The 6,322-nt window shown below is 42.8% G+C and carries 9 protein-coding genes and 1 tRNA gene; 9 read left to right on the plus strand and 1 reads right to left on the minus strand.

Going from position 1 to position 6,322, the window contains the following annotated elements; translation table 11 throughout:
- Positions 1 to 2: 2 nt before the first annotated feature.
- Together E0E47_RS17125 and E0E47_RS17130 are read left to right on the plus strand one after the other, a co-directional pair.
- Positions 3 to 434 carry a hypothetical protein gene (locus tag E0E47_RS17125; protein WP_130893121.1) on the plus strand — a complete coding sequence of 144 codons (432 nt, stop codon included), beginning with the start codon at positions 3 to 5 and terminating at the stop codon, positions 432 to 434.
- Positions 431 to 1,168 carry a hypothetical protein gene (locus tag E0E47_RS17130; protein WP_130894280.1) on the plus strand — a complete coding sequence of 246 codons (738 nt, stop codon included), beginning with the start codon at positions 431 to 433 and terminating at the stop codon, positions 1,166 to 1,168. The genes E0E47_RS17125 and E0E47_RS17130 overlap by 4 nt, the downstream gene beginning before the upstream one ends.
- A 23-nt stretch (positions 1,169 to 1,191) precedes the next feature.
- On the opposite strand, the gene E0E47_RS17410 is transcribed toward E0E47_RS17130, so the two are convergent.
- Complete coding sequence (locus E0E47_RS17410; RefSeq protein ID WP_172604736.1) at positions 1,192 to 1,359, minus strand: hypothetical protein; 168 nt, start codon at positions 1,357 to 1,359, stop codon at positions 1,192 to 1,194.
- Between the two features lie 35 nt (positions 1,360 to 1,394).
- On the opposite strand from E0E47_RS17410, the gene E0E47_RS17135 reads away from it, so the two are divergent.
- The 7 genes from E0E47_RS17135 to E0E47_RS17165 all read left to right on the plus strand — a co-directional run.
- The gene (locus E0E47_RS17135; protein ID WP_232038508.1) at positions 1,395 to 2,207 is read left to right on the plus strand and encodes an SPFH domain-containing protein; all 813 of its coding nucleotides are present in this window, start codon (positions 1,395 to 1,397) and stop codon (positions 2,205 to 2,207) included.
- A gap of 164 nt (positions 2,208 to 2,371) precedes the next feature.
- A tRNA-OTHER gene (locus E0E47_RS17140) sits at positions 2,372 to 2,446 on the plus strand.
- Between the two features lie 19 nt (positions 2,447 to 2,465).
- Entirely contained in the window at positions 2,466 to 2,945 is a 480-nt protein-coding gene (locus tag E0E47_RS17145; protein WP_130894281.1) for a recombination protein NinG, read from the plus strand.
- A gap of 117 nt (positions 2,946 to 3,062) precedes the next feature.
- Entirely contained in the window at positions 3,063 to 3,689 is a 627-nt protein-coding gene (locus E0E47_RS17150; protein WP_130894282.1) for a hypothetical protein, read from the plus strand.
- Between the two features lie 156 nt (positions 3,690 to 3,845).
- Positions 3,846 to 4,148, plus strand: coding sequence for a hypothetical protein (locus E0E47_RS17155; RefSeq protein ID WP_130894283.1), 303 nt, complete (start codon positions 3,846 to 3,848; stop codon positions 4,146 to 4,148).
- Positions 4,149 to 4,748: 600 nt separating this feature from the next.
- Positions 4,749 to 5,510 carry a phage antirepressor KilAC domain-containing protein gene (locus E0E47_RS17160; protein WP_130894284.1) on the plus strand — a complete coding sequence of 254 codons (762 nt, stop codon included), beginning with the start codon at positions 4,749 to 4,751 and terminating at the stop codon, positions 5,508 to 5,510.
- On the plus strand, positions 5,510 to 6,322 hold an 813-nt coding region (locus E0E47_RS17165), incomplete at its 3' end, for a DEAD/DEAH box helicase (protein WP_130894415.1). The genes E0E47_RS17160 and E0E47_RS17165, both read left to right, overlap by 1 nt.

A 6,322-nucleotide genomic window follows, 5' to 3' on the forward strand; every position in this document is an offset into this window, starting at 1 on the left:
TTATGGACAAATTTTTGGGTCAGGACATCCCTGAGAAAGAGCGTTGGCAATTCTTAAAGGACAATGCCGATGCAGTAGAGAGAATTGGTTACACCCACAGGTTTAATCCTGACGAGTTGGCACAAAAGAAAGAATCATTGGCCGAGGTTTCAATCACCATCAACGACATTGAGATTGAGAAGAAAGAGGCAATGGAAGAGTTCAAAGAGCGGTTGAAACCTTTGAACGAGGAGAAACAAGAACTCTTGGAGCATATAAAGAAAGGTTCGGAGTTCGTGGACAATGAAGAATGTGCCAAAATCCTCTACCATGAGGAAAAGATGGCCGGATTCTATAACCGGTTTGGCGAATTGGTTTACAGTCGTCCAATCATGCCACAAGAGATGCAAAAGACAGTATTCAGTATTAACCGTAAAACAGGAACAGAATCATGAGCGAGAACAAAATCAACTTGGTTGTGCCGAAAGATTACAACGGCAGACCTATTGAAGTAGTATTAAGAGAAGGTGAAGCACCCGCAGCACTCGACCCCAAAGAGCCAGAAAGAGTTGTCTTTGAAGGTACTATCGATGCACCTCTACGGTGGTTGGAAAAACGTGTGGAACTTATCAATCAGAAGTCCTCAAATATTACTGTAAGCCGTAATAACATGAGTTTGCTTCTCACGATAGACGAGACCAATTATTACCGTACACAAATCAATGGCGTATTGTGTTTTTCAAAAGAAATGTTGGAGTTCGGAGTAAACACAGGAAAAGAATGGGAGCCTATCAAGCTGTCCCAGTTCTTCAAGATGCACCGGGCTTTCTTCAAGGACAAGGCTGAGAACATGACACTGGTTTCTACTTTGAAAAATTTCAAGGCTAAAGTAAATCAGGACATCGAGCGCAGCAAAGAGGAAAATGGAAGCAAGGTTGACAACTATTCGCAAGTGGTAGATTCCAATCTTCCGAAGTCCTTCAAGCTGAACATTCCTCTTTTCAAAGGCTTTGCATGTGAAGAAATAGAGGTCGAGATTTATGCAGATGTGGATGGCCGTGATGTTTCATTATCCCTTGTTTCTGCCGGTGCAAATGAGGCCATTGAAGAATACAAGAACAATGTGATTGACGGACAGATAGAAGCAATCAAAGGTGTTGCGCCTGACATCGTAATCATTGAAGTATAGGAGGCTGTGCATGGAGAATGATTTCATCCCGGATTGGTGGATACCGGAGTTTTCAACCCAAACATCGTACTTTTCATGAGAAGTAACTTCATACCCGTCATAGTGCTTTTGGCCGGATGCCTGGCAGGCAACAAACTGTTCAACCACGTCAATGCGTGGTTGGGCATCGCAATCATAATAGCAACAATCATTTATTTTCTCAACAAACTAATTAAATTTATTAAGAATGAAAAAGATTCAGATTAAAACCATGTTCACATTCATTGCTGCATTTTTTGTAATGTCATCGTGCCAACGCGTGGCCCCCAACTATGCGGGCGTATTGATGGAAAACTATGGTAAGTCCGGGAAAGAGGACTTTTCCATAGTTTCCGGAAAAGTGTCGGTAGTCGAGCCGGGGACGGAGCTGTTCCAAGTGCCACTGTTCGACCAACGCGGGGAATTTTCCGAACCCGTCATGCTGAAAGCCGCCGACAACACCGAGTTTACCGCTCGCCCGGTCTACTCTTACAAGGTTTCCAAGAGCCGTGCCATAGACGTGGTGTTTGACAACAAGCACATCGACCGTGCCGACACCGAGAACGGAAAAGACGGTTTCATGCAATCCTTGGAGGATAATATCTTAGAACCTCGCATTTATGATTTGATAAAAGAAGAAAGCCGCAAATACAAGACCGATACACTGATGGCAGACGGTGGGTCGTTGGCTTTTGAAAAGAAATTGGAAGAGATTGTCCGTAATGAGTTTGAGGATCGTGGACTTGAATTGAAGTCGTTTTCTGCACAGTTGGAGTTTTCTGACAAAGTACGCGAGAAGATAGACAGCCGGAATGAAGTGAACACCAATATTTCCGTGTTAGATCAACAGATAGAAGAGCAGAAGAAGCGGAACGAGCTTGAACAACTACGAACTGAGCAAGCCTTGATACAATCACGCGGATTGACGGAAGAAATCCTTTATAAACAATTCATCGACAAATGGGACGGTAAAACACCGCTGTACGGCATTGCACCGAATTTCCTAAAAATGACAAAATAAGGAGTATTCCCCGAGGCCGTTCGTCCACATGGAAGGATATTGCCATACGGTAAAGAAGCCGGTTCGATTCCGGGGCGGCCTCCACTATAATTATACTATTTGGTTAGGATTAGGTATTAGTTAAAACAACGCCCCTCCGGTCTGTGAAGATAGGACGGGCACATGGTATCGTGGCGGAATTGGTTAACGCGCCTGTTGGTTAACGGGTAGATTGCAGGTTCGAGTCCTGCCGATTACCACAAACTAAAACAATGAATTATGCCGTACTACATAAAACGAAAGCCAAAGAAGAAAGAAAAGCCCTTGCCGTTATTCGACAAGGCAGGTATCAAAGTAAAGAAGAAGCCGGATTACAAAAAGAAGCTTGATACAGTTTTTTCCCAATACATCCGTCTCAAATACGCGCTTCCTGGCGGTATGTGCCAGTGCATCAGCTGTGGGGCGTTCAAACCTTGGAAAAAGATACAGAACGGCCACTACATGTCACGCCGGTATATGTCCACGCGCTTTGATGAGGACAACTGCCGCCCCCAATGTGTGGCGTGCAACATTTACAACCAAGGCAATGCCCAAATGTTCCGGCGCGGCCTTGTCGCCCAAATTGGAGAAAAGAGGGTTGACATGGTGGAATACAGGGCGAAGAACGAAAGCCGTAAATACTCAGAGTCCGAGTACAAGGAACTTATTGAGGAATATTCCCAAAAAGTCCGCGAACTGAAAAAGGAAAAGGGCGTTTGAAAACTGTTTTATCATACTTTTGTTTTTTAAATAAAACTAAATTATAACGCGCAGCACGTGCATCCTGCATGCAAATCGCTTATATTTGTAGACAGAGAGTAAGCATAAAAAAAAGACATGGAAACCATATTGGAATATCTTCTTGCAAATTGGCCTACTTTTGCCATTGTCATCATAGTAGGTGTGACATGCTTTGTAGCTTCACGTAAGCTTACAAAATGGGAGGACAAACACGACCAAAAACACGATAAACTGGAAAGCCGGTGCGGAAATCACGAGGCTGAACTTACGGTGCTCAAATCTAATTTAGAAAGCATGAGAGACGATATTCTTACCATAAAGAATATTTTAGTGCTTAAAGACGAGAGCATTTCCAATATTTTTTCATTAAAGAAAAGCCCACGACGTTTGAACGATAACGGGGTGAGGGTGTTTGGAGACATAAATGGGAAAACATTTTTGGAAGCTAACAAAGATTTCTTTTTCTCGAAGATAGACGAACGAAATCCCAAAGCGGCTTTGGATGTGGAAGACGCGGCCTATTGGGTACTTTTGGCCAATACAGACAATGATATATTCAAGCCTTTAAAGGATTTTGTCTATAAATCACCTACTTATACGCTGAAAGGCCAATCCGGAGAAGACAAGCCTTATAACCTTTCCCTACAGGATGTTTGTTTCATCCTCAGCTTGCCTTTAAGGGATATGTATTTGGAACAGCATAGGGAGTTGAACGTAGAATAATAAGATAACCCGCCTGAAACTCGTTTGATTCGCAATTCAGGCATTTGTTTACGGAGCGGCGGAATTTATTTTCACCGCTTTTTTTATATGCAATACAAAGAATAACTGAAAGGCTGCATCCTGTAAGGTTGCGGCCTTTTTTATTGGATAAAAAGTATGAAAAAAATTAAAGCAAAAGGCGAGATGAAAAGAGAATATGTGTCATTCCTGGATATTGAAAAAGATTACACCGATGAATCCGACAAATTGTCTAAAGATTGGGAAGTGAAACAAGATGGAAGTTTGCGCCACTTAGGACATCCAATGTATTCTATAGACGAGTCCAGACTGACTGAAAAAGACTGGATAATACACATGGCTAAAAAAGGCTGGGTAGATATGAACACGTTTATTCCTGCCTATTTTCATGCCCTTTACATGAATGGAGTAAAAGAATTAACCATAACAACCCACTATTGACCATGTACAAACTAAGAGATTACCAACAGAAAGCCTCTGATGCCGCCGTTTCTTTCTTCAACAACAAAGCGAAGAAGAACAATGCCATCATGATATTGCCCACCGGATAAAAAAATAAGGCTATTGCTTGGCATTTCAGAAATTTGAGCTATCTTTGCAATGTCTTCGCCAAAGACTACATAAATAGTTGAATAGTGGGCATATTTTTATGTTCGTTTGTAAGCGTACATATCTGCAAGGATATAAGGCTATCAAATCCCATTGGATGCTCATATTCACTATGTGTATCGGTCTTTGGCGAGACGGGAGGCGATAGCCTTTCTTCGTTCAATAACTTAAATTTCGTTCAATGCCAAAGACCAACGAAATCAGAGTTAAGGCGAATAATAGTACCCGCAACTTTGCGCCCCGCAGTGCGAAAACTGTGTCTTATCGTAAGTTTGAAATAGAGAAGAACGCCAAAAACGAGGCGTACTATTTCATCCTATCCAACGGACTTTTAGAAGCATTTGCAGAGTTCTGTAAAACCTATCGTTCAAGCGACCCACACAAGGATTGCTTGAAAGTTCTATTGTCTAACATTTAAATCAATCGTACCACATGAATGAACTTATTAAAATCACGGAGCAGAACGGCAAACGCGCCGTATCTGCAAGAGAGTTACATCATTTTTTGGAAAGCAATCAAAAATTTGCTGATTGGATTAAGAATAGAATCGAGAAATACGGTTTCGTTGAAAATCAGGATTTTGAGGTTTTTCCTAATTTTATGAATAACCCCTCTGGAGGTCGTCCACTCATCGAATATGCCTTATCCGTTGACATGGCAAAAGAGCTTTCGATGTTAGAGGGTAACGAAAAAGGGAAGCAAGCACGGAGATATTTTATCGCTTGTGAAAAAGTCGCCAAGTCCGGCGGCTACCTCGTGCCTCATTCGTTCAGCGAAGCCCTCATGCTCGCCGCCAACCAACAAAAGCAGATAGAGGAACAGCAGAAACAAATATCGGTCATGAGCGCGGAAATCGTAGAGATGAAGAAAAAGACCGACTACCTCGAAATCATCCTCTCAAGCAAAGGCACGGTGGTAACAACGCAGATAGCACAAGACTACGGGATGAGCGCCAAAGCATTCAACAAACTTTTGGCCGAAAACGGGATACAACGGAAGGTGAACGGGCAATGGATTCTTTATGCGCCCTACATGTCAAAAGGTTATGTCCACAGCAAATCGGTAAACATCACGCATCATGACGGTCGTCCTGACGTGATAATGAACACGGAATGGACGCAAAGAGGGAGGCTGTTCATTTATGAGACGCTGAAAAGGAAGGACATACTTCCGCTGATAGAAAGGGCATCATGATGGAAATCCAACTTAGAGATTATCAAAAGGCTGCCTCCGACAAGGCGGTAGCCTTTTTCCTCAACCCAAAAGTAAAACACAACGGATTGATAGTTATCCCAACGGGCGGGGGGAAATCATGGGTTATTGCAGATATAGCGAACAGGCTAAATGACAATGTACTCATATTTTGCCCAAGCAAGGAAATACTTGTACAAAACTATGAGAAGATGATTAAAATCTGTCCGTTTGATTGTGCTGTGTATTCCGCATCTGTCAGACAAAAACAGATAGCAAAGATAACATTTGCCACCATCGGCTCTGCAATCAACCATAAGGAACAATTCAGCCACTTCAAATTTGTGCTTGTAGATGAAGCTCATTTGTGCAATCCCAAAGAGGGTATGTATAAGGAGTTCTTTCAAAAGCTAAACTGTAAGATCATAGGTCTTAGCGCAACACCTTACCGCCTTTCTTCAAGCCGTGATTTCGGGAGCATGTTGAAGTTCATCACCCGGACAAGACCATGTGTGTTCTCCGAGGTGATTTATCAGGTTCAGATTTCCACCCTCTTGGACATGGGGTATTTGTCCAAGTTGAATTATTACCCGATGAATCCTGTCGGTTGGAACGAACGTAACTTGAAAGTGAACACCACCGGTGCCGACTACACGGACAAGTCTGTCACCATGGAATACGAAAGGATAGACTTCTACGGCTACCTCGTGCACATCGTGCAAAGGCTAGTGAACAACACCGTTACAGGCAGCAAGCGTAAAGGCATACTGGTGTTCACACGGTTCTTGAAAGAAGCCGAACGGCTTACGTGGAGT

Source organism: Paraprevotella xylaniphila YIT 11841, assembly GCF_900683745.1.
GTDB classification, from domain to species: Bacteria; Bacteroidota; Bacteroidia; order Bacteroidales; family Bacteroidaceae; genus Paraprevotella; species Paraprevotella xylaniphila.

Coding starts and splice junctions, on each gene's coding strand:
- E0E47_RS17145 (WP_130894281.1), top strand. CDS start 2,466: ATGCCGTACTACATAAAACGAAAGCCAAAGAAGAAAGAAAAGCCCTTG.
- E0E47_RS17410 (WP_172604736.1), bottom strand. CDS start 1,359: ATGATTGTTGCTATTATGATTGCGATGCCCAACCACGCATTGACGTGG.
- E0E47_RS17125 (WP_130893121.1), top strand. CDS start 3: ATGGACAAATTTTTGGGTCAGGACATCCCTGAGAAAGAGCGTTGGCAA.
- E0E47_RS17135 (WP_232038508.1), top strand. CDS start 1,395: ATGAAAAAGATTCAGATTAAAACCATGTTCACATTCATTGCTGCATTT.
- E0E47_RS17130 (WP_130894280.1), top strand. CDS start 431: ATGAGCGAGAACAAAATCAACTTGGTTGTGCCGAAAGATTACAACGGC.
- E0E47_RS17160 (WP_130894284.1), top strand. CDS start 4,749: ATGAATGAACTTATTAAAATCACGGAGCAGAACGGCAAACGCGCCGTA.
- E0E47_RS17150 (WP_130894282.1), top strand. CDS start 3,063: ATGGAAACCATATTGGAATATCTTCTTGCAAATTGGCCTACTTTTGCC.
- E0E47_RS17155 (WP_130894283.1), top strand. CDS start 3,846: ATGAAAAAAATTAAAGCAAAAGGCGAGATGAAAAGAGAATATGTGTCA.